Here is an 18,715-nt window from a genome sequence, read left to right on the forward strand (position 1 = left end):
CCGTAGAACAACAGCTCCGACGTCTGCAGCACCACCGCCAAGCCTGCAGAGGCGAGGGCGATCATGCCGGCAAAGGCCAGCAGGCGACCGATACCGGCAAGGCATGAGGTGCGATAGCCATAGCGAGTGGCATTGCTCACGGACAGCAGGTTGTTCGGGCCCGGCGCCATGTTCAGGGCGAAGCAGGCGGGGAGGAAAAGGGCGAGGGTGGCGAGGTCCATGGCGGCTCCGGGTTCGCGGGTGCGGGGAGGTGTGAGGATAAGGGGAGTGGAAGTCGTTGGACAGCCTCAGCCGTTCATGTTTTGAGCTGTTTCGGCATTTGCGACACCGCCTGGGCGACTTCAGCGGCCATCTGTTCAGCACTGCGCATCCCGTTAATCTGTAAGACCGGTACCGTCTGCTGTGACAGCCATGATTCGTGCCACGCCCGGTTGCGCCCTGAGAAATTCGGGTCGTCGTATTGCGAAGCCCATTCCCGGAAGGCCGCGTGTATCGCATGCATATCACCACCGGGTGTGATCCGATCGCCAAAGCGGGCCTTTTCGCGGGCCGCCAACCGTTCGAGGCGAACGGGCGTGGGTGTGACCACAAACACAATCAAGTCAGCATCGGCGATCAACGCATCGCCCCAGATCATGCACGAACCGGTCAGCACCCAGTCGTCGTCACCGAGTGCTTGTTGCATCAGGGACACGCGGTCGCCGGGGGGGCGCTTGGTGGTGAATGGAGGGTTTGTGGGCATCCAGTAAAAATCATCGACGTCGACGTGTCGTATACCGAGCCGTATCGCGAGGTTGCGACCCAGCGTGGTGACGCCCGCGCAGGATGCACCTGTGATGTAGATCCGCATTTTTCCTCCATGAATACAAGCCGGGTTGGCGAACGGCAATCACGCAACCGGCCTTGAACGTGCTGATTTTGACCCTCTGAAGTTCCATTGCATAGTCTTTACCGGGCTCGGGAATGAGTGTGACAGGCGCGGGAAGGCAGGACATTTGCGAACCGCCCATGGCGAACCCTGCAATAAAGGGCCTGTGAAGGTGGGTCTTGAGGGAGAACGATTGATGCCTTCGCCTAAGCGTCGGGTCGAGGCCTATTGATCAGCCTTCCAAATCGCCAGTTCATAGCCATCCGGATCGGTGAAGTGGAACCTGCGTCCACCAGGGAACGAAAATATCTCGCGGGTGATGACAGCCCCCAGGCTTTTGAGCCGCTGCTGCGTGGCATCGAGGTCATCGGCGTACAAAATGACCAGAGGCCCACCCGGCCGAACCGGCTCCCCCGTGGTGAACCCGCCAGTCAGACGCCCATCGCTGAACTCGGTATAGGTGGGGCCGTAATCGATAAACGTCCAGCCGAACGCGCCGCCGTAGAAGGCTTGGCTGCGGGCAATATCGCTGACGTTGAATTCGATATTGTCGATTTGCCGGTCTTTCCCTTGAGTGCTCATGCTTGCCTTCCTGGCCGATGTTAAGAGCGGCGAGTGTAGCGTGAACGCCTGCCTGCATGAAGACAGCAATCGTGCCTATGATGCACTCGACTACAGAATTAATCGGAGCGGACAGTGTGCTGAAGATTGGAATCCTGGGCGTCGGTGAGCTGGCGGAAAAGGTGGTGATCGGCCTGCGGCGCAGCGAGTTTGGCGGGCGGGTGCTGCTGTCCCCGCGTAACCACCAACGTGCGCAGCAACTCGCTGAACAGTGGGACTGTGAGGTGATGGCTGACAATCAGCAGGTGGTCGATGGGGCGGACTTGTTGGTCCTGGGCGTGCGCCCGGAGGTGGTCGATCAGCTTTCGAATGAAGTGCAGCTCAGACCTGAGCAAACGCTGGTGTCGCTGGTGGCGGGATTGAAGCTGGCCGAGCTTCAACGTCGGTTCCCGCAAGCGCGTGTGGTGCGCGCCATGCTGTCCTATGCCGCGCAGATCAACCAGGCGACCGTGGTGGTCACGCCCGGTGGCGAACCCCATGCAACGCTGCTGGGCGCGCTCGGTTCATTGGTTGTATTGGACGAGGAAGAGGCGTTCGAACTGGCCACTGTCGCGGCCTGCATGAACGGCTGGTTCTATTTTTTCCTGAGTGATCTTCAGCAGTGGTTTACCGACAAAGGCCTGTCCAAGGACCAGGCCGCCCAACTGGTGATGGGCAACCTGCAAGACTGTCTGGCCAGCGCCCGCCACCAGCCATCCGCGAGCCTGGAAGCGTTGGGGCGCGCGATTGCGACACCGGGCACCTTTACGGCGGCCGGGTTGGCGGTGTTGAGAAACAAAGGCGCGACGCAGGCATGGCGCGAGGCGGCTGACGAGGTGCTTGAGCGGCTGCACAAGCCTGCACGTTTATAGCCGGTGATGCTCCAGCAAAAAGTCCACAAACACGCGGATCCGCGCTGGCATGCTCGCACCGCCGACAAACACCACGTGGATCGGCTCCCGGTCGCCGGGGTTCCAGGATTCCAGCAGGCGCACCAGGTCACCGCGTTGCAGATCTTGTGCAACCGTGAACTCGCCGATGCGTGCGATACCGGCGCCTAATCGCGCCAGTTGAGCGAGGGCTTCGCCACTGCTGCATTCGATATTGCCGTTTATCTTCAGGGAAAACTCCCTGCCGTCGCGGGCGAAGGGCCAGTCGGATTGCGCACGGCGGAAGTTGAAGCGCAGGCAGTTGTGGCGCAGCAAGTCGTTGGGTTCCAGAGGCGTGCCGTGTTGCGCGAGGTACTCCGGCGATGCCACCAGGACCTGGCCGGTGTCGCCGATGCGCCGGGCTGTCAGCGGGCTGTCTGGCAGGTCGCCAAAGCGGATCGCCACGTCAGCCTGGCCGCCGAGGATGTCGACCACTTCGTCGCCCAAGGTCAGGTCCACCACAATGTTTGGGTAGCGGGCGCTGAACGCCGCCACCAACGGCACGATGGTCATGCGGCCGTGGCCCAGGGCCGCACTGACCCGCAGCCGGCCTTTGGGCGCACCCTGGTCGGCGATGGCTTCTTCGACTTCCGCCATGTCGGCCAGGATGCGCCGGGCCCCGCGAAGGTACGCCTCGCCTTCGGCTGTGAAGGCGAGGGCGCGGGTCGTGCGAATCAACAGGCGGGTGCCCAGGCGTTGTTCTGTGCGTGCGATGACGCGGCTGACGGCCGAGGGCGTCAATCGTAATGCCCGCGCTGCTGCCGACAAGCTGCCTTCCTGCGCCACCATCGCGAATACCGCCATCTCACCCGATCTGCCGTTGAAATCCATTTTTGCCTCGCGCGCAAAGGTGATTGCCAATTAAACGGTCTAGTGCCGTCAAAGCGTTGATCGTAGCATTTGCGGCATAAATGAGGAGTCTTCCATGCGTATCAATCCACCCCTTGTAGCCCTTGCTGTCGGTGCCTTTGGCATTGGCGTCACTGAGTTCGCGCCCATGGGCATGTTGCCCACCATCGCCAATGACCTGGGCGTTTCGATTCCCACTGCGGGGCTGTTGGTCAGCGCCTACGCCCTGGGGGTATTGTTCGGTGCGCCACTGATGATCTTGACCACTGGCAAGATTCCCCGTCGTCACTTGCTGGTCGGGCTTATGGCCATTTTCACCCTGGGTAACGTAATGTCGGCGCTTGCAACCGGCTATTACGATCTGTTGATTGCCCGCGTCATCACTTCGCTCAACCACGGCGCGTTTTTTGGTGTCGGTTCCATCGTCGCGGCCAGTGTGGTCGCGCCGGACAAGCGCGCCGGAGCCGTCGCCGCGATGTTTATGGGTCTGACCCTGGCGACCATTGGTGGGGTGCCACTGGCGACCTGGTTGGGTGAACTGCTTGGCTGGCGTACGGCGTTCTGGGGCATTGGCGGACTGGGCCTGGTGACCATGGTCGCGCTGTGGTTCGCGCTGCCTGACCTGCCGCTGCCGAAAAGCGACGGTGTGCTGGCCGAAATCAAGGTGCTGGGGCGTGGTTCGGTACTGGCGGCTCTGGCCCTGACCGTGGTGGGTTCCGGTGCTATGTTCACCGTGTTTACCTACATCGCGCCGATCCTGAGCAACGAGACCCATGCGTCTACCCCCTTTATCACGGCCATGCTGGTGCTGTTCGGCGTCGGGTTGACCCTGGGCAATGTATGGGGTGGCAAGGCGGCAGATCGCTCGATCGACCGGACCCTGATCGTCTCGCTGAGCGCACTGATTCTGGTCCTGCTGGCCTTCGCATTCCTGATGCGTTGGCCGATACCGGCAGCGGTGAGCATCCTCATCTGGGGTATCGCCAGCTTCGCCGTCGTGCCGCCGTTGCAGATGCGTGTGATGGAAGCGGCCAAAGATGCGCCGAACCTGGCCTCGGCCGTGAACATCGGCGCCTTCAACTTCGGCAACGCGATTGGTGCAGCGGTGGGGGGAGCGGTGATCAACGCAGGGCTGGGCTACCCGGCGATTTCCCTGGCCGGCGCGGCGATGGCGGGCATGGGGTTGCTGATGGTCGTGACGTTCGCCTGGGGGGCTAGAGCGCGCATGGCTGCGGCGGTTTAGCAGATGCGCACCAAAGGGTTCGCTGCGGCACCTGCAGAAAACGCTGTTGAAGGTCTGGATGCGGCAGCAGGCAGGTGTCGAACTGATCCTACCTGCGTCCAGCGGCGTTCACCCTCCTGCCGTTTACCGTGAAAGCAAAGGTGCGGTGCTTGTTTGCTCACCACCCACGTCGTGCAAGGACATCCGCGACGTCTCCGGCAACGCCAACCCACCGGCCAGTGCCAGCAACGCCACGGCAATCAGGTAAAACGCCGGTGACAGGTTGCTGCCCGTGGTGCTGATCAACCATGTCGCCACCAGCGGCGCGGTGCCGCCGAAGATCGTGTACGCCATGTTGTAGGTGATCGCCGAAGCGGTATAGCGCGTACGGGTCGGGAAGGTCTCCGAGAGCAAGGCCGCCGTGACCACGCCGCACAGCACCGCCCCAACCGCCAACAACATCACGCCGACAATCGACGCCGCAAACGAACCGGAGCTGGCCATCAGGAACGACGGATACACCACCACGATCAACAATACACAGGCAGTCATCACCGTGACGCGCCGCCCGACCCGGTCCGAATACAGCCCCGCCAGCGGGCAGATCGCCGCCGCGAAAATCAACGCGATCAGCGACACCAGTAGCGCCATCGCCCGGTTCAACCCGCCCGCTACTTGCAGGTACGTCGCGAAGTAGGTGGTGAACATATAAAACGACAACGCCGTCAGTGACACAAAAGCGCCCAGGCAGCAGATCGCCGCACCATGGTTGCGCAAGGTTTCCTTGAGCGGGGAGTGGGCGACGGCGTGCTCTTCCTTCACGGCCTGGAAGGCAGGCGTCTCGTCCAGCTTCCAGCGCAGGTAAAGGCCCACCAGGCCGAGTGGCGCGGCAATCAGGAACGGCAGGCGCCAGCCCCAACTGCCCATGGCTTCGGCGGACAATGACGCCTCAAGGGCATAGGCCACCACGGCGGCGGCGGCGAAAGCGGAAAACGTCGACACCGGCACGAAACTGCCATACCAGGCGCGTTTGTCACTCGGCGCGTGCTCCATCAGATAAGCACAGGCACCGGCGTATTCACCGCCGGCGGAGAACCCCTGGGCACAGCGGATCAGCGACAACAGAATCGGCGCCGTGACGCCGATGGCGGCGTAGGTGGGCAGCAGGCCGATCAACGTGGTGGCAGCGGCCATCAACAGGATGGTCATGGCCAGGGTGCGCTTGCGGCCGATGCGGTCGCCGAGCATGCCGAAAAAAATACCGCCCAGGGGCCGGAACGCGAAGGCCACGGCAAACACGGCGAAGGTCTTGAGCAACGCCGCGCTGGCGTCGCCGCTGGGGAAGAATTGCTGGGCGATGGTGGTGGCGAGGAAGCCATAGACGGCGAAGTCAAACCACTCGACGAAATTACCGATGCCGGCGGCGATGATGACCTTGCGCAGGGTTTGCGGGCTGACCTGTTCGGTGGAGGGGCTCGTCATGGGGGAAGGCCTCAGGATAGCTGGGGGGATGACCGATTATCGGTGCAGGTGCTTGGGCGGCGGGGCCCAAAAGAGTCGTCCGCGTAGTCAGTAGCGACGGGGTGGGGGGAGGCACGCAGGAATTGGGCCAGGTCAGGCAATGGCGCCAGGCGTCGTCGGTCGGGTACTGCGGATGTAGCGTGCTGGCGAGGACCCCAGCGTCTTGCGAAACATGCTGATAAACGAGCTGACGGACTCGTACCCCAGCGCCTCGGCGGTACGCTGCACCGACTCGCCCTCGGCCAGGTTCTGCAAGGCTACGATGATTTGCCATTGCTTGCGCCATTGGCCAAAGGTCAGTCCGGTTTCGCGCTTGACCAGGCGCGCCAGGGAACGCTCACTCATCGCCACCTGCTGCGCCCATTGCGCCATGGTGCAGCGGTTATCCGGAGCCTCGGCCAGACGACGGGCGATGACGCGCAGCTGCGCCGAAGCGGGCAGGGGCAGGTACAGTCGCTCCGAAGGGGCCTGCTCCAGTTGTTCAAGCAGCACGCGGGCCAGGCGTGCGCTCGCGCTCGGATCCGGATAGTCCTGGTCGAGGGTGCTCAGGTGCAGGATCAGTTCGAGAATCAGTGGCGACAGCACCAGCGTGCAGCAGGTTTGCGGCAACGCAGCCGCATTGGGCTCTATGAACAGAAAACCGACTTTGCCGTTGGCGGTGATGCGGTTGCTGTGAGCGATACCCGCCGGAATCCACACGCCGAATCCTGTAGGCACCATCCATACACCATCCTCCACCGTACACACGATGCCGCCGTGATAGGCCACCACCAGCTGGCCTTTGCGATGGCTGTGCACCGCGTATTCCGCGTCGTTGCGCTGTGCGCCCAGCATTACCGCCACGGCGGGTTGACCCAGGTCGTCGAGTTCGAATTGCTCCACCGTGTACAGGGTTGTCTCGTTCATCAAATCCCCCGTCGACTGTCCGAAATTGATTATAGGCTGGCAGCATACTCAATATCGGCCGTTTCTGGCACGCCCTACCATGCTCACCAAGGGCCTCACCCTGAAGGCCGTTACGAGACTTGAACCATGCTGAGCGAAATCACGATTGCCAACCTCTACCTGCCGCCGTTCCTGCTGTACGTGGGAGCGGCGGCATTGGTCTACGGTGTGCTGGAGCGGGTCGTGCGCACTTGGCTGGACCGGACCTGGCACCCCAGCCTGGCGCGGTTTTTTGTCTCGCTCATTGTCCTCTCGACCCTCGTGCTGAAGCTGTGAGGGCGGCGCCATGACGCTCAATAAACTGTTCAAGATGGCCGTGACGCTGGGGTTGGGGCTGGTTGCCCTGTTGTTCTGCATGCAGTTGTGGCGCGCCTATGTGCTGGCGCCCTGGACGCGGGATGGGCGGGTCAGCGCCCAGGTCATCCACATTGCGCCCGAGGTGTCCGGGCAGGTGGAACGCTTGCTGGTGGGCGACAACCAATGGGTTGCCAAAGGTGCATTGCTGTATGAGATCGATCAGCGTGCCTACCAGATCGCCCAGCAACAGCGCATGGCGGAGCTGGCCGAGGCTCGCAGTGTTTTCGAGCAGCGCACTGCGCAGTTCAAGCGCCGCAGCCAACTCGGCGATGCGATTGCACGAGAAGAAACCGACAACGCCGCCCAGCAATTGGCTGTGGCCAAAGCCCGGCTGGACGCGGCGCGCAGCCAGTTGGCCCAGGCCCAGCTCGACCTGGGGCGCACTGCCGTGCGTTCGCCGGTCGAAGGGTATGTGACGCAACTTCGGCTTCAACCGGGTGACTACGCCGTGGCGGGCAGCACCAATATTTATGTGGTCGACAGCCAGAGTTTCTGGGTGACCGCCTATTTTGAAGAAACCAAGCTGCCTGGCGTGCTGTTGGGCGCGCCGGCGTCGATCAAACTGATGGGGTTTGCGCCGCTGCTTCAAGGGCATGTCGCCAGTATTGGCCGGGGCATCGCCGACACTAACGAGCTGCGTGGTGACAGCGGCTTGCCCCAGGTGGCACCGACGTTCAGTTGGATACGCCTGGCCCAGCGCGTGCCTGTGCGGATCGAGTTGGACAGCGTGCCACAGGGAGTGGAGTTGGCGGCGGGCATGACGGCGAGCATTGAAGTCGGCCAGGCAAATGCCGACGCGCGTTGGCGGCTCACGCGCTGGCTGCAGGCGTTCATGTGATGGCCGTGCATGTGTGGTGCTGGTTGGCCGCGCTGCCGCGGCCATGGACCCGGGATACCTTGGGCTATGTGGGCCGCAGTGTGGCAGCGGCCGTGCTGGCACTATGGCTGGGTTTGCAATTGCACCTGGACTCGCCGTTCTCGGCAGCGTCGACGGTGTTGCTACTGATTCATCCGATCCAGGGCGCGGTGGTGGGCAAAGGTGTGATGCGCGTCGTGGGTACCCTGCTGGGGTTGGCCGTTGCCGTGATCCTGATAGGGATGTTCGCCCAACAGATGCTGCTGTTCATTCTGGGGATCGGCGTGTGGTTGGGGCTGTGTGTCGCAGCCATGACCCTGCTGCGGCACTATCACGCCACGGCGGCCGTGGTTGCGGGCTATACCGTATGCCTTGCCCTTGGCACTGCCATCGTTGCGCCTGAGCAAGGCTTCGATCACATCGTCACACGGGGAACGGCGGTGGTCCTTGGGGTCTTGAGCCTGAGCCTGGTGGCCTCGCTGCTGGGGCGCAAGACGGTCGAGGCACAACTGAAGCAGGCGCTTGGGGACGTTTCCACGCGCACGCTACGGTTACTGGCCCTTCGATTCAAGGGCGACGCAGGCGACCCCGCGCAACTCGCCCTCGATATAAATAAGGTGGATGAACTGCTCGGGATCGGGCGAGGTGAGTCGTACCTGATTCGTTCCAGGCTCAAGACGCTCCAGGGTGGGCTGGCGCATTTGCAGGCCGCCGTGCTGGTCACTCCAAGCCTGCCCCCGTTGCCCGCGTGCGTTGGAGCGGGCCAGGCCCTTGAACAACTGGCGCAGATCCCCTTCGATTTCGTCACGGCTGCCGCGCGGGTCAGCGTCCTGCAAGGCGTTCTTGAGAATGAAAGTGAATCCCCGGATGGGTTGACCGAGGCATTGGCGGACCTGTCCGGCGCCTTATCGAGTTTTGCCAGCCTTGAAAGCGCCACCCCGCCGCCTGTACGGACGGTAGCTTTCCATCGTCATTATGGCGATGCGCTGCGCAATGGGGTCCGCGCCTTGGCCGCCACCCTGGTGACCGGCGCGGTGTGGTACCTGACGGGCTGGGACCAGGGCCCGACCTTGCTGGCGGTGTTGGGGCCGTGTTGCACCTTGCTGGCGACCCACCCGGCGCCTACCCGAGGGCTTGACGGCTTCCTCAGGGGCACGCTCTACGGCATTGTGGCGGCGGCTGCCTGCAAGTTTCTGCTGCTGCCTCAGATCAATGGTTTTGCGCTGCTCAGCGTTGTATTGAGCGTGTTCTGGGTATGGGGTATCCAGGCTACGACCCAGCCGCGCCATGCCCTGCAAGGCATTGCCTACCTGATTGCGTTCAACACGCTGGTAGGCACCGGCGGCACGGCCCATTACGATTTCATCGACTTCGCCAATCAGGCGCTCGCCTGGTTGGTGGCGATGGCTATCTGTATGTTGGCGTTCCAGATCCTGCCGAGGAAACCCGGCAGCCATGTGCGCGCCCTACAGCACGCGCTTCTTCGGGACATCTTGCGACTACTGCGTGTCGGGGGACGTATGAACCTGTCGAAGTGGCACGCCAGGCAGCTTCATCGGCTGGTCTCATTGCGGGCATTGTCGGGCACGGATGACTCGCCAGTCGATGCACTGGGCTATCTGTCACTCGAACTGGGGCGCAGCCTGGAGCGGCTGCATAACGCCGCCAGGCTGCTGGTCCCAGGAACCCCGATTGCACAATGCGCAGATCGCGGTGCTTATCGCCTGGCCCGGTATGCCGGTCACCCTGCAATCAACGCACTTCAGGCGCGGCGGACGGCGAACGCGTTGAGGCGGCTCGGTGAGCCCGGTCTGGCTGAGCGGTACCAGGTGGTTGCCCGCCTGTTGGCGCACTATGCAAACCTTGCGGGCGCTGCCGACAAACCAGACATCATTGATGAAACCTGCGCCCCAACGCATCCAGGCGCACCGCGATCGGCGGCAACCGCTCGCTGCTGCGTGCCAGGGTTTCCACATCGTCCGCGGTGCTTTGCGCAATGCTCTGCACCGACTGCAGACGCCCGACAATCTCCAGGTTCGCCGTGGTCTGCTCGCGGGTTGTGGTCACGATACGGCCATTGAGGTCATCAATGTGGGCGATGTCGTCGCCCACTGCGCGCAGCATGTCAACGGCCACCTGGCTGTCCTCCACGCAGCGCTCTACGCCCTCGCGGCTATCATGCATGGCTTGCACCGCCTGCCGGCTGCCGTGTTGCAGGCCTTCGATGATGGTTTTGATTTCCTGGGTGGATACCGCCGTGCGTTGCGCCAGGTTGCGCACTTCGTCGGCAACCACGGCGAAGCCACGGCCTTGCTCGCCGGCGCGGGCGGCTTCGATGGCGGCGTTGAGGGCCAGCAGGTTGGTCTGGTTGGCAATGCTGCTGATCACTTCAAGCACGGTGCCGATCTGTTCGGTTTGCAGGGCCAGGCCCTGCACCGTGTCGTGGGTGCCGCTGAGGCGGGTGGCCAGTTGGGTGATTTCCTGCTGGGCGCGGCCGACGCTTTCCTGGCCGCGCAGGATCTGTTGGCTGGCCTTGCCGGCATGATCCACCGCTTGCTCGACGTGCACGGCAATGTGGCCCATGGCGTCTTCCATGCGCTGCATCGAGCCGCTCATCTCGGTGATTTGCGCCAGTTGGTGCCGTGCGCCTTTTTCCAGGGTGCCGCTGGCGCTGGCCAGTTCCTGGCCGAGTTGGCCAAGGCCGTGGGAGTCACGGGCGACGCCGTCGATCAGGCCGGTCAACTGATGCAGAAAATGGTCGAAACGCTTGGCGAGGGAGACGTGGGTTTTGCCCTGGTCGCCTTGGGCGGTTTCAACGGTGAGCTGGGAAGTGACCGCCAGCATCTTCTCGAGCATTTCCTGGCTCTCGACCGCTTCGGCCTGGCTGTGCACGGCCAGGTAGAGCAGGGCGACGGTTTCCATCACCACGTAGAACGCATGCACGAACACCATGGTCCAGCCGCCGTGGTGTTCCATCACGAACACTGGAAAGCCTTGATGTTGCAGCGCATGGAAAACCACGTGGTGCACGGCGATGGTGGCCGCCGCCACCAGGATCGGCAGCCAGTCACGGTAAAACGTCAGCACCGCGAGCAACGCGAAGATGCCGAAGTGCGCTTCGATCAAGCCCTGGGCCTGGTTGATATGCAATGCCGCCATGACCATCAAGCCCGCGCCGAGCGCGCAGCGCATGACACGGGTACCACCGATGGCGCGGTAAAGCGCGGTCAGCACCACGCTGGTACTACCGCCGACTATCACGGCCTGCACCAGGGTGTCGTGCCAGAACGCCAGGCCCAGGGAAAACAGGAACATCAGCCAGACCAGCGCCAGCATGATGCGGTCGGCTTTACGGTAGTGCTCGGAAAAACGCGTGCGGGTGGGCATTCACACTTACTCCATGTGGTCTGGCCGGAACAAAGCGAAGGGCAGGGTGGAGCGAATCAGGTGTTTTTGATTGTTATTGGATTCAGTGATGCCAAGCGTGTATCGGCATCGGGAGGCGGGACTTTAGGGGCGGCTACCCGGGCGGATAGCCGTGGTTCGGACGCCGGTCAGAAGCTGTACTTTGCCGTCAGCATCATATTGCGTGGGTTGCCGTAGGAGTCACCGCCATAGCTCACGGAGTTGGAGATGGACTGGTAGTAACGACGGTCGAAGATGTTGTTGGCGTTGAGTTGCAGGTCAAGGTGCTGGTTGACCTGGTAGCCGGCCATCAGGTCGGTGACTGCATAGGCGCCCTGCTGCAGGCGGTAGGTGCTGCCATCCGCGACTTTGAAGTCGTTGTACATGCGGCTCTGCCAGGAGACGTTGCCGCCCACGCGGAGTTTTTCCAACGGGCCCTGGAAGCGGTAGTTGGTGGTCAGCTTGAACAGGTGCTCCGGGGTGTCGGTGTCGAACTGCTTGTTGACCTTCTGCGGGTTGGCGGCGTCCTTGATGGTGTGCGTGCGCGCGTAGGTGTAGCCACCGCCGACCTGCCAGTTCTCGGTCAGGGCGCCTTGCAGTTCGAAGTCGATGCCCTGGCTGCGAATCTCGCCGGACGCCACAGAGCAGGAGGCCTGCGGGCAGTTTGCGACTGTCACGCCGACGGCACGGTTTTCCTGGTCGACGCGGAACAGCGCCACGCTCGCGTTGAGCGCACCCCCCAGGTATTCACCCTTGATACCCACCTCGTAGTTCTTGCCGACGATGGGCTTGAGCGGGCTGCCGGAGGTGTCTTTTTCGCTCTGGGGCGTGAAGATGTCGCTGTAGCTGACATACACCGAGTGGTGGTCGTCCAGGTCGTAGATCAGGCCGGCGTAGCGGGTGAGGTTGCGGGTGACCTTGTAGTCGCCGGTGTTGCTGCCATGGGCGTCGTAGTCGTACCAGTCCAGGCGCCCGCCGAGGATCAGCTTCAACGGGTCGGCCAGGTTCAGGCGGGTGGTGACGTAGACACCATCCTGGGTGGTCACGTCACGGTCATTGGTGGTATGGACGAAGTCCGGTTTGCCCGCTGTGAGAGGCCAATTGGTGTTGTAGGGGCTGTAGTTGTGGGTGGTCATGTCGTAGATGCGCCGGCTGGCGCCTACCACCAGTTCATGGGTACGCCCGAACGCCTGAAAGGGGCCGCTGGCGAAGACGTCGGCACCTGCCTGGTTTTCATCGTAGGCCGCCTGGTAGACCGTGCGCGCCAGTGTGTTGGCGACCCAGCGCGACTGGTAGGAACCGGAGAACAACGCGTTCTGTTCGGCATAGTTGGCGTTGACTTGCAGTTTCCAGTCGTTGGCCAGTTGCTGGCGCAGTTCGGCGAATACGGTGTTGATCTCCTGGTCCTTGTTTTCCCAGTCGGTGCCGGGGTTGTAGGAGCGCGGCAGGTTGAGGTGATGGCCATCCAGGCCGACCATCGACGAGCCCCAGAAGTAATTGGTCTTGTCCTTCTGGTTGGAGAAACCCAGGGTCAGGGTGGTGTCTTCGCTCAGGTCGGCTTCGGTGACGGCATAGAACAGGCCGTGATACTCCTCGGCGTTGTCGATGAAGCTGTTGGCATCGCGGTACGAGGTAACCACGCGACCGCGCCAGGTGCCGCTGTCGTTGAGCGGGCTGGAGGCGTCGAGTTCGCCGCGATAGTCGTCCCAACTGCCAGCGGCGCCGGTCAGCGTGACTTTCTGCTCGTCCAGTGGGCGCTTGCGGACCAGGTTGATAGCGGCGGAAGGGTTGCCCGCGCCGGTGACCAGGCCGGTGGCGCCGCGCACGATTTCGACGCGATCGAACATCGCCAGGTTCGGTTGTGCGCCGACACTGGCGCCGTTGTAGCCGCTGGGGATGCCGTCATACATCAGGTTGTCGATGTCGAAGCCGCGTGACGTGTAGGACTGCCGGCCAGGGCCACTGGAAAAATTCAGGAACAAACCCGGGGTGGCCTTGACCACATCGTTGATGCTGGTCATCGCCTGGTCATCCATCCGTTGGCGGGTAATGACGGTAACGGCCTGTGGGGTTTCGCGCATGGTCAACGGCAGCTTGGTTGCCGTTTTCATCGCGCCGGTGGTGTAGGACTGGGTGCCTTCAGTGGTTTCGCCCAGTTGCTCTTCGCCGGAGATTTGCGTGGCGCCCAACTCAAGGGTGGCGGCCGGTGCCTGGGTATCGGCGGCAAAGACCGCGGAAGAACTGGCCAGACAGACCGCCAATGCCATCAGGCTGGGTGAAAAAACGTTACCGCCGTGTTGTTGCAGTGACATGGAACTGACTCTCCCCGAACGCCGTCCCTGGCGAATAATAAATCTGTTGATAATTATTCGCATTAGTCTGGCAGATTGTTCCTGTAGGAAAAAGCCTTCAGGGAGAATTAGTTAACGAATTTTTCACATCGCAGTGACGGCGATTTGCTACATCGCGCCCCTGGAAAGCGCCGGTTATTCGCGCTGTGGAATGGCCACCCGACTCGTCGCCTTGACCTCCCTCAGCGCCAGGCTCGATTGAATCGACGCAATCCCTAACTGGCGCCGCAACACGCTCTCGACGAACTCGCTGTAGCTGTCCAGATCTTCGGCCAGCACCTGCAACAGGTAATCGGCATCCCCGGTGATCTTGTGGCACGACAACACCTGCGGCAGTTCCTTCACCACGGTCTCGAACGCGTCCGGCGCATGGTCGGTATGGATCGCAAAACGCACATGCACGAACGCCAGGATATCCAGCCCGAGCATCTTGCGGTCGAGGTTGGCCTGGTAGCCCTTGATCACGCCTTCTTCTTCCAGGCGTTTGCGTCGGCGCCAGCAGGGCGTGAGGCTCAGGGACAGGCGCTCACTCAACTGCGCGTTGGAAATACTGGCGTCTTGCTGCAGCAGGGCGAGGATGGCGAGATCGGTGTCGTCAAGAACGACCTGTCTGGTTTTATTTTTCATAATCATGCGCCGTTGAGGTAAATATTCTCGATAAACCTAACAGTGCCGTAAGTAAAAGCAAAGAAAGCCCACTGCCGCCAGAACAAAATAGACCCTGTCTTTTACTGGCGGATGCCCTCACATGTTGACTGTTTTCAGCGAAGCCCACCGTTTGCACCATGGCACCGAACTCAAGGACGGCGTGCTCAAGCCCTCGTTCGAACAACCCAGTCGCGCCGACACCGTGCGTGACCGGGTCCGTCAGGTTGGCCTGGGCGATATCATCACGCCGCGCCGTTTTGACCGGGCCTGCTACGTCGCCGCCCACAGCGAACGCTACGTGGCGTTCCTCGAAACCGCCTGGGCCGAATGGACTGCCATCGGCCGCAGCCATGACGCCTTGCCCCTGGTGTGGCCGGTACGCGACCTGGCCAACCAGCAGGTGCCGGCGTTCATCGACGGCAAGCTCGGTTTTTACGCGATGGACGCCGGTTCGCCGATTACCCGCACCACCTGGCAGGCGGTGAAGACCAGCGCCGACATCGCACTGACCGGCCTGGCGTTGCTCGACGAAGGCCATCGCAGCGCCTTTGCCCTGTGCCGCCCACCGGGCCATCACGCAGCCCGTGAATACATGGGTGGTTACTGCTACCTCAACAACGCCGCAATTGCCGCGCAGCACGCCATCACCCAGGGCGCTCGGCGCGTGGCGGTGCTGGATGTGGATTTCCACCATGGCAATGGCACCCAGAATATTTTCTACGACCGCCCGGACGTGATGTTCATATCCCTGCATGGCGATCCGGCGGTGTCCTACCCGTACTTTTCCGGTGCCGGCAGCGAGCGCGGCGTCGGCGCTGGGGAGGGCTTCAACCTGAACTACCCATTGCCGAAAAACACCACCTGGACCCATTACCGCACCGCCCTGATCGACGCCTGCCAGCAACTGCGCCGCTTCGCCCCTGAAGTGTTGGTGATTTCCCTGGGCGTCGACACCTTCAAGGACGACCCTATCAGCCACTTCCTGCTCGACAGCGAAGACTTCCTCCGCATGGGGGAGATCATCGCCAGCGTCGGCGTGCCCACGCTGTTCGTGATGGAAGGCGGCTACATGGTCGATGAGATCGGCATCAATGCGGTCAACGTGCTGCACGGTTTCGAACACCACAGCCAATAACAACGACCCCTCGACTTTTCTTCTGCCAAAACTCAAAAACATAACAAGAGGTTTTGTGATGAAAGCAACCACGCCCGGGCTGTGTGAACAGCCTGCGTTGCAACGCACCCTGAGCAACCGCCATATCCAGTTGATGGCCATGGGCGGCGCGATCGGCACCGGCCTGTTCATGGGCTCCGGCAAGATCATCGCGCTGTCCGGCACCTCGATCATCCTGATCTACATGATCATCGGGCTGTTCGTGTACTTCGTGATGCGCGCCATGGGCGAGCTGCTGCTGTCCAACCTCGACTTCAAGAGTTTCGCCGACTTTGCCGGTGCTTACCTGGGGCCGCGCGCGGCGTTCTTTCTCGGGTGGTCGTACTGGTTGAGCTGGAGCGTGGCGGTGGTGGGGGACGCGGTTGTGGTCGGCGGTTTCTTCCAGTACTGGTTCCCCGATGTACCGGCCTGGATGCCGGCGGTGGGCATGTTGCTGACCCTGTTCGCACTGAATGTGCTGACGGTCAGGCTGTTCGGCGAAGTGGAGTTCTGGTTCGCGATCATCAAGATCGTCGCCGTGGTGACCTTGATCGGGGTGAGTGGAGTGCTGATCGCCAGTTCGTTCGTCTCGCCCACCGGTGTCACCGCTTCGTTGAGCCACCTGCTGGATAAACAGGCGGCATTTCCCAACGGCCTGTTCGGCTTTTTTGCCGGCTTCCAGATGGCGATCTTTTCCTTTGCCGGCACCGAGTTGATCGGCACCGCCGCCGCCGAAACCCGTGCGCCGGAAAAGACCTTGCCCAAGGCGATCAACTCGATCCCGCTGCGCATCATCCTGTTCTACGTGCTGGCCCTGGCATGCATCATTGCGGTGACCTCCTGGCAGCAGGTGTCGCCGAGCAAGAGCCCGTTTGTCGAGTTGTTCCTCGTCGCAGGGTTTCCCGCCGCAGCGGGCATCGTGAACTTTGTGGTGCTGACCTCGGCAGCGTCGTCGGCCAACAGCGGGGTGTTTTCCGCCAGCCGCATGTTGTTCGGCCTGGCCGACCTGGGTGATGCGCCGGGTATCTTCCGGCGCTTGTCCAACAGCAGCGTGCCGTTTATCAGCCTGGCGTTTACCAGTTTGCTGATGTTGCTGGGGCTGGTGTTGCTGTTTGTGGTGCCGGAGGTGATGACCGCCTTCACCATCGTGTCGACGGTGTCGGCGATCCTGGTGATTTTTACCTGGTCGACCATCCTCGCGTCCTACATCGCCTACCGCAAAAAACGCCCGGACCTGCACGCCCAATCCACCTACAAGATGCCAGGCGGTGTGCCGATGGCCTGGTTTGCCCTGGCGTTTCTCGCGTTTGTACTGGGCCTGCTGGCGTTGCGGCCGGATACACGCCTGGCGCTGTGCGTGATGCCGGCCTGGTTCATCTGGCTGGGAATCGCCTATCAGTTTTCGCGCTTTCAGGGTCTGCGCTTTCAAGGTCGTTGAAAAAACCGGCCATATCTGGGTGATTTGTGGCCAGTTCTGACTAAAGGCCAAAGGGCTGGCTTTCAGGGGGCCAGCCTGGTGAAGACGTAATCGCGGTCTTTCACCAACGCCTGGTGGCAGGCAAAACACGTCTGGTGCTGCGCTTCATCGGCGGGTTTGCCATTGATGAAGCGTCCAAACCCCCAGCCACCGGTGGATGCGTATTTTTTCGAGTCCTTGACCATGAACTGCACCGTGGTCGCCGCGCCAGGGATGGACGCGGTCTTGAAGTCCGGTGACGGCTCGTGTTTCCACGCCAACTTGGCCAGGACGGTGCCATCCGGGAAAGGCAACTTGCCCTCCCGGTAAGCCTTGAGCGCAGCGCTGTTGCCCAGCACCACGCGCAGTTCGTTCAACGGGTCGGCTTCCTGGGCCGGCGCCACCAGTTCCCATTGGCGGTAGCCGTCGGGGATGGTCACGCCGTAGATCGGCGAGGCTGCGCTGTCGGCGAAGGCGCCGGTCGAACTCGCGAGGGCCAATGCGGCCATGCACAGGCGCTTCATCACAGGTGATCCGCATCGATGACCGCCTTGGCAAATGCCTCGGGCGCTTCCTGCGGCAGGTTGTGGCCAATGCCACCCTTGATCAGGCGGAACTCGTACTTGCCGGTAAAGCGCTTGGCGTAGTCCTCGGGCTGCGGGTGCGGGGCGCCGTTGGCGTCGCCTTCGAGGGTGATGGTCGGCACGCCAATGGACGGCGCCTGGGCGAGTTTCTGCTCCAGTGGGTCGTACTTCGTCTCGCCCTGGACCAGGCCCAGGCGCCAGCGGTAGTTGAACACGGTGATCGCTACGTGATCCGGGTTTTCCAGGCCTTTGGCGCTGCGGTCGAACGTGGCGTCATCGAACTTCCACTGCGGCGACGCCAGTTGCCAGATCAGCCTGGCGAAGTCGTGGGTGTTTTTCTGGTAGCCGGCGGCACCGCGCTCGGTGGCGAAGTAGAACTGGTACCACCATTGCAACTCGGCTTTGGGGGGCAGTGGGTTCTTGCCGGCGGCCTGGTTGCCGATCAGGTAACCGCTGACCGACACCAGCGCCTTGACCCGCTCCGGCCACAGTACCGAGACGATGTCCGCCGAGCGCGCGCCCCAGTCGTAGCCGCCGAGTACCGCTTGCTTGATCTTCAGGGCGTCCATGAAGTCGATCACATCACTGGCCAGCGCCGCCGGTTGGCCGTTGCGCAGGGTGTCATTCGAGAGGAAACGTGTGTCGCCATAACCCCGTGCGTAAGGGATCAACACGCGATAGCCCTTGGCCGCCAGTAACGGCGCGACCTGGGCGTAGCTGTCAATGTCGTAGGGCCAGCCATGCAGCAGGATCACCGCCGGGCCGGTGGCGGAGCCGACTTCGGCATAGGCCACATCGAGCAGGCCGGCCTTGACGTGCTTGAGGGCACCGAAGGCGGTTTGCGCGCTGGCGACAACTTTGGTCGGTGCCTCGGGCATTTCGGCGTGGGCCATGCCCAGGATGCCGAATTGCGCCAGGGCAATGGCCAGGAAAAGTGGTGTGGAGCGGCGGTTCAACTGAGCGTGCATGGC

The 18,715-nt window shown here is 62.3% G+C and carries 17 protein-coding genes and 1 pseudogene; 7 read left to right on the top strand and 11 right to left on the bottom strand.

The annotated features are described in order from the left end of the window. From BM026_RS25495 to BM026_RS25510, 3 genes are all read right to left on the bottom strand, one after another. The coding region (locus BM026_RS25495; protein WP_175507975.1) for a LysE family translocator at window positions 1–221 on the bottom strand (221 nt) is incomplete at its 3' end. Window positions 222–295: 74 nt separating this feature from the next. After that, a complete protein-coding gene (locus BM026_RS25500; protein ID WP_093513332.1) occupies window positions 296–850 on the bottom strand; it encodes an ATP-binding protein in 555 nt (184 codons plus the stop codon). A 243-nt stretch (window positions 851–1,093) separates the two neighbouring features. Then, window positions 1,094–1,450 carry a VOC family protein gene (locus BM026_RS25510; RefSeq protein WP_093530487.1) on the bottom strand — a complete coding sequence of 119 codons (357 nt, stop codon included), beginning with the start codon at window positions 1,448–1,450 and terminating at the stop codon, window positions 1,094–1,096. Between the two features lie 116 nt (window positions 1,451–1,566). Here BM026_RS25510 and BM026_RS25515 point away from each other — a divergent pair, with 116 nt between their 5' ends. Further along, window positions 1,567–2,340 carry an NAD(P)-binding domain-containing protein gene (locus BM026_RS25515; RefSeq protein WP_093513329.1) on the top strand — a complete coding sequence of 258 codons (774 nt, stop codon included), beginning with the start codon at window positions 1,567–1,569 and terminating at the stop codon, window positions 2,338–2,340. Here BM026_RS25515 and BM026_RS25520 read toward each other — a convergent pair. Beyond that, entirely contained in the window at window positions 2,335–3,228 is an 894-nt protein-coding gene (locus BM026_RS25520; RefSeq protein WP_093513420.1) for a LysR family transcriptional regulator, read from the bottom strand. The two genes, BM026_RS25515 and BM026_RS25520, sit on opposite strands and share 6 nt — an antisense overlap. A 94-nt stretch (window positions 3,229–3,322) precedes the next feature. On the opposite strand from BM026_RS25520, the gene BM026_RS25525 reads away from it, so the two are divergent. Beyond that, complete coding sequence (locus tag BM026_RS25525; protein WP_093121142.1) at window positions 3,323–4,489, top strand: MFS transporter; 1,167 nt, start codon at window positions 3,323–3,325, stop codon at window positions 4,487–4,489. Between the two features lie 123 nt (window positions 4,490–4,612). Here the strand turns inward: BM026_RS25525 and BM026_RS25530 are convergent, their stop codons facing one another. Both BM026_RS25530 and BM026_RS25535 read right to left on the bottom strand, forming a co-directional pair. After that, complete coding sequence (locus BM026_RS25530) at window positions 4,613–5,950, bottom strand: MFS transporter (RefSeq protein ID WP_093513328.1); 1,338 nt, start codon at window positions 5,948–5,950, stop codon at window positions 4,613–4,615. 132 nt (window positions 5,951–6,082) lie between these two features. After that, the gene (locus BM026_RS25535) at window positions 6,083–6,895 is read right to left on the bottom strand and encodes an AraC family transcriptional regulator (protein WP_093513327.1); all 813 of its coding nucleotides are present in this window, start codon (window positions 6,893–6,895) and stop codon (window positions 6,083–6,085) included. 126 nt (window positions 6,896–7,021) lie between these two features. On the opposite strand from BM026_RS25535, the gene BM026_RS25540 reads away from it, so the two are divergent. From BM026_RS25540 to BM026_RS25550, 3 genes and pseudogenes are all read left to right on the top strand, one after another. Further along, the gene (locus BM026_RS25540; protein WP_092243940.1) at window positions 7,022–7,210 is read left to right on the top strand and encodes a DUF1656 domain-containing protein; all 189 of its coding nucleotides are present in this window, start codon (window positions 7,022–7,024) and stop codon (window positions 7,208–7,210) included. Window positions 7,211–7,220: 10 nt separating this feature from the next. Further along, window positions 7,221–8,129, top strand: a complete 909-nt coding sequence (locus BM026_RS25545; RefSeq protein WP_093513326.1) for an efflux RND transporter periplasmic adaptor subunit — start codon at window positions 7,221–7,223, stop codon at window positions 8,127–8,129. After that, a pseudogene (locus tag BM026_RS25550) lies at window positions 8,129–10,006 on the top strand (FUSC family protein); the annotation flags it as partial. The gene BM026_RS25545 and the pseudogene BM026_RS25550, both read left to right, overlap by 1 nt. A gap of 31 nt (window positions 10,007–10,037) precedes the next feature. Here the strand turns inward: BM026_RS25550 and BM026_RS29530 are convergent. The 3 genes from BM026_RS29530 to BM026_RS25565 all read right to left on the bottom strand — a co-directional run bounded on the left by BM026_RS29530 (window position 10,038) and on the right by BM026_RS25565 (window position 14,530). Then, window positions 10,038–11,534, bottom strand: coding sequence for a methyl-accepting chemotaxis protein (locus BM026_RS29530; protein ID WP_093530489.1), 1,497 nt, complete (start codon window positions 11,532–11,534; stop codon window positions 10,038–10,040). 167 nt (window positions 11,535–11,701) lie between these two features. Then, on the bottom strand, window positions 11,702–13,864 hold the full coding sequence (locus tag BM026_RS25560) for a TonB-dependent siderophore receptor (protein WP_093530491.1): 2,163 nt from the start codon (window positions 13,862–13,864) through the stop codon (window positions 11,702–11,704). Between the two features lie 174 nt (window positions 13,865–14,038). Then, entirely contained in the window at window positions 14,039–14,530 is a 492-nt protein-coding gene (locus BM026_RS25565; protein WP_092243927.1) for an Lrp/AsnC family transcriptional regulator, read from the bottom strand. Window positions 14,531–14,651: 121 nt separating this feature from the next. Here BM026_RS25565 and BM026_RS25570 point away from each other — a divergent pair, with 121 nt between their 5' ends. After that, a complete protein-coding gene (locus tag BM026_RS25570; protein ID WP_071488153.1) occupies window positions 14,652–15,686 on the top strand; it encodes a histone deacetylase family protein in 1,035 nt (344 codons plus the stop codon). A gap of 58 nt (window positions 15,687–15,744) precedes the next feature. Beyond that, entirely contained in the window at window positions 15,745–17,142 is a 1,398-nt protein-coding gene (locus BM026_RS25575; RefSeq protein WP_093121136.1) for an amino acid permease, read from the top strand. A gap of 62 nt (window positions 17,143–17,204) precedes the next feature. On the opposite strand, the gene BM026_RS25580 is transcribed toward BM026_RS25575, so the two are convergent. Then, window positions 17,205–17,684, bottom strand: coding sequence for a cytochrome P460 family protein (locus BM026_RS25580; protein ID WP_071488155.1), 480 nt, complete (start codon window positions 17,682–17,684; stop codon window positions 17,205–17,207). After that, the gene (locus BM026_RS25585) at window positions 17,684–18,712 is read right to left on the bottom strand and encodes an alpha/beta fold hydrolase (protein WP_093513321.1); all 1,029 of its coding nucleotides are present in this window, start codon (window positions 18,710–18,712) and stop codon (window positions 17,684–17,686) included. Before BM026_RS25585 ends, BM026_RS25580 begins: the two co-directional genes overlap by 1 nt. Between the last annotated feature and the right edge of the window lie 3 nt (window positions 18,713–18,715).

Source organism: Pseudomonas sp. NFPP24 (assembly GCF_900112095.1).
GTDB lineage: Bacteria > Pseudomonadota > Gammaproteobacteria > Pseudomonadales > Pseudomonadaceae > Aquipseudomonas > Aquipseudomonas extremorientalis.

Excerpts from the sequence above, each read along its gene's own strand:
- BM026_RS25565 (WP_092243927.1), bottom strand. The coding sequence starts at position 14,530 with ATGAAAAATAAAACCAGACAGGTCGTTCTTGACGACACCGATCTCGCC.
- BM026_RS25570 (WP_071488153.1), top strand. The coding sequence starts at position 14,652 with ATGTTGACTGTTTTCAGCGAAGCCCACCGTTTGCACCATGGCACCGAA.
- BM026_RS25560 (WP_093530491.1), bottom strand. The coding sequence starts at position 13,864 with ATGTCACTGCAACAACACGGCGGTAACGTTTTTTCACCCAGCCTGATG.
- BM026_RS25585 (WP_093513321.1), bottom strand. The coding sequence starts at position 18,712 with ATGCACGCTCAGTTGAACCGCCGCTCCACACCACTTTTCCTGGCCATT.
- BM026_RS25545 (WP_093513326.1), top strand. The coding sequence starts at position 7,221 with ATGACGCTCAATAAACTGTTCAAGATGGCCGTGACGCTGGGGTTGGGG.
- BM026_RS25535 (WP_093513327.1), bottom strand. The coding sequence starts at position 6,895 with ATGAACGAGACAACCCTGTACACGGTGGAGCAATTCGAACTCGACGAC.
- BM026_RS25520 (WP_093513420.1), bottom strand. The coding sequence starts at position 3,228 with ATGGATTTCAACGGCAGATCGGGTGAGATGGCGGTATTCGCGATGGTG.
- BM026_RS29530 (WP_093530489.1), bottom strand. The coding sequence starts at position 11,534 with ATGCCCACCCGCACGCGTTTTTCCGAGCACTACCGTAAAGCCGACCGC.
- BM026_RS25580 (WP_071488155.1), bottom strand. The coding sequence starts at position 17,684 with ATGAAGCGCCTGTGCATGGCCGCATTGGCCCTCGCGAGTTCGACCGGC.
- BM026_RS25510 (WP_093530487.1), bottom strand. The coding sequence starts at position 1,450 with ATGAGCACTCAAGGGAAAGACCGGCAAATCGACAATATCGAATTCAAC.
- BM026_RS25540 (WP_092243940.1), top strand. The coding sequence starts at position 7,022 with ATGCTGAGCGAAATCACGATTGCCAACCTCTACCTGCCGCCGTTCCTG.
- BM026_RS25525 (WP_093121142.1), top strand. The coding sequence starts at position 3,323 with ATGCGTATCAATCCACCCCTTGTAGCCCTTGCTGTCGGTGCCTTTGGC.
- BM026_RS25500 (WP_093513332.1), bottom strand. The coding sequence starts at position 850 with ATGCGGATCTACATCACAGGTGCATCCTGCGCGGGCGTCACCACGCTG.
- BM026_RS25575 (WP_093121136.1), top strand. The coding sequence starts at position 15,745 with ATGAAAGCAACCACGCCCGGGCTGTGTGAACAGCCTGCGTTGCAACGC.
- BM026_RS25530 (WP_093513328.1), bottom strand. The coding sequence starts at position 5,950 with ATGACGAGCCCCTCCACCGAACAGGTCAGCCCGCAAACCCTGCGCAAG.